1 pseudogene is annotated in these 1,559 nt (G+C 69.7%); it reads left to right on the top strand.

The window, feature by feature from the left end:
* A pseudogene (locus tag U9977_RS26390) lies at positions 1–1,559 on the top strand (type IV secretion protein Rhs); the annotation flags it as partial.

The following is a 1,559-nucleotide window of genomic DNA, read 5'->3' on the forward strand; positions in this document are numbered from 1 at the left end:
CACCGCGATCCGGTTGCGGGGGCGGGCGGGCGAACCCGACACCGAGGTCGTCCGGTATGGCTATGACGGGGCCGGCCGGCTGATCGAGGTGGTGAACTCCTCGGGTCGGCCGTTGCGGTTCGCCTATGACGCCGTTGGGCGGATGATCGGTTGGACGGATCGTAACGGCACCAGCTACGCCTACAGCTACGACGGGGCCGGTCGGGTGGTGCGGACCGTGGGTTCGGCGGGTTGTCTGGATGGGACGATCGTCTACGACACCGAGCGCGGTGTCACGGTGGAGACCAACTCGCTGGGCCACAGCATCGAGTACCACTTCACCGCGGCGATGCAGCTGCGGCGGCAGGTCGATCCGCTTGGTGGTGTTACCGGCTACGCGTGGGATCGGTATGACCGCAAGCTGGCCGAGACCGATCCGTTGGGCCGCACGGTGCGGTACCGCTATGACGGTGACGGCAACCTGACGGAGGTCATCCGGCCGGATGGCAGCCGGATGACCGCGCAATGGAATGCGCTGCGGCTGCCGGTGACGGTCATCGAACCGGACGGTGCCCGCTGGGAACGCTCCTACGATGACCGGGGCAACCCGACCGCGGTGGTCGACCCGGCCAGGGCGCGCACGGCATTCGCCTATGACGACCGTGGCCGGCTCACCACCGTCACCGACGCGCTCGGCCAGATTCGGCGGGTGGCGAGCGATGCCGCCGGGCTGCCGGTCGCGGTGACCGATCCGCTCGGTACGGTGACCTCCTGCGAGCGGGACGGGTTCGGCCGGGTGGTCGCGGTGACCGATCCGGTGGGCGGGGTGACCCGGTTCGGGTGGACGGTGGAGGGCAAACCCGTATCCCGGACCCTGCCCGACGGTGCCACCGAGCGGTGGAGCTATGACGGGGAAGGCAACCTGATCGAGCACCTTGACGCGGCCGGTTTGGTGACCCGCATCGAGGTGACGCATTTCGATCTGCCGGCTGCGCGGACCGGTCCGGACGGGGCACGGTTGGCGTTCGCCTATGACACCGAGCTGCGGCTGGTCGCCGTCACCAACCCGCACGGCCTGGTCTGGCGGTATGACTACGATCCGGCCGGCAATCTCATCCGGGAGACCGATTTCAACGGCCGCGTCCTTGCCTATACCCATGACGGCGCCGGGCAGCTCGTCGCGTCGACCAACGGTGCGGGGCAGACCCTGCGGTTCACCCGCGACCTGCTCGGGAACGTGACCGAGAAACGGGGCGACGATGCGGTGAGCACGTTTGCCTACGACGCCGTCGGCCGGGTCGTGCGCGCTACCAACTCCGATGCGGACTGCACGCTCCAGCGGGACGCGCTGGGCCGGGTGCTGGCGGAGACCTGCAACGGTCGGACGGTGTCCTCGACGTTCGACGGGCTGGGCCGGCGGGTGCGGCGGGTGACGCCGTCCAGGGCGGAGAGCGTCTGGGAGTATGACCCGAACGATCTGCCGCTGTCGCTGCACACCGCCGGGCGGACGGTGCGCTTCGCCCACGACGACGCCGGCCGGGAAATCGAGCGCAGCCTCGATACCGGGGTGGTGCTGGCGC

It is taken from the genome of Protofrankia sp. Cas8 (genome assembly GCF_963555845.1).
Lineage (GTDB): Bacteria > Actinomycetota > Actinomycetes > Frankiales > Frankiaceae > Protofrankia.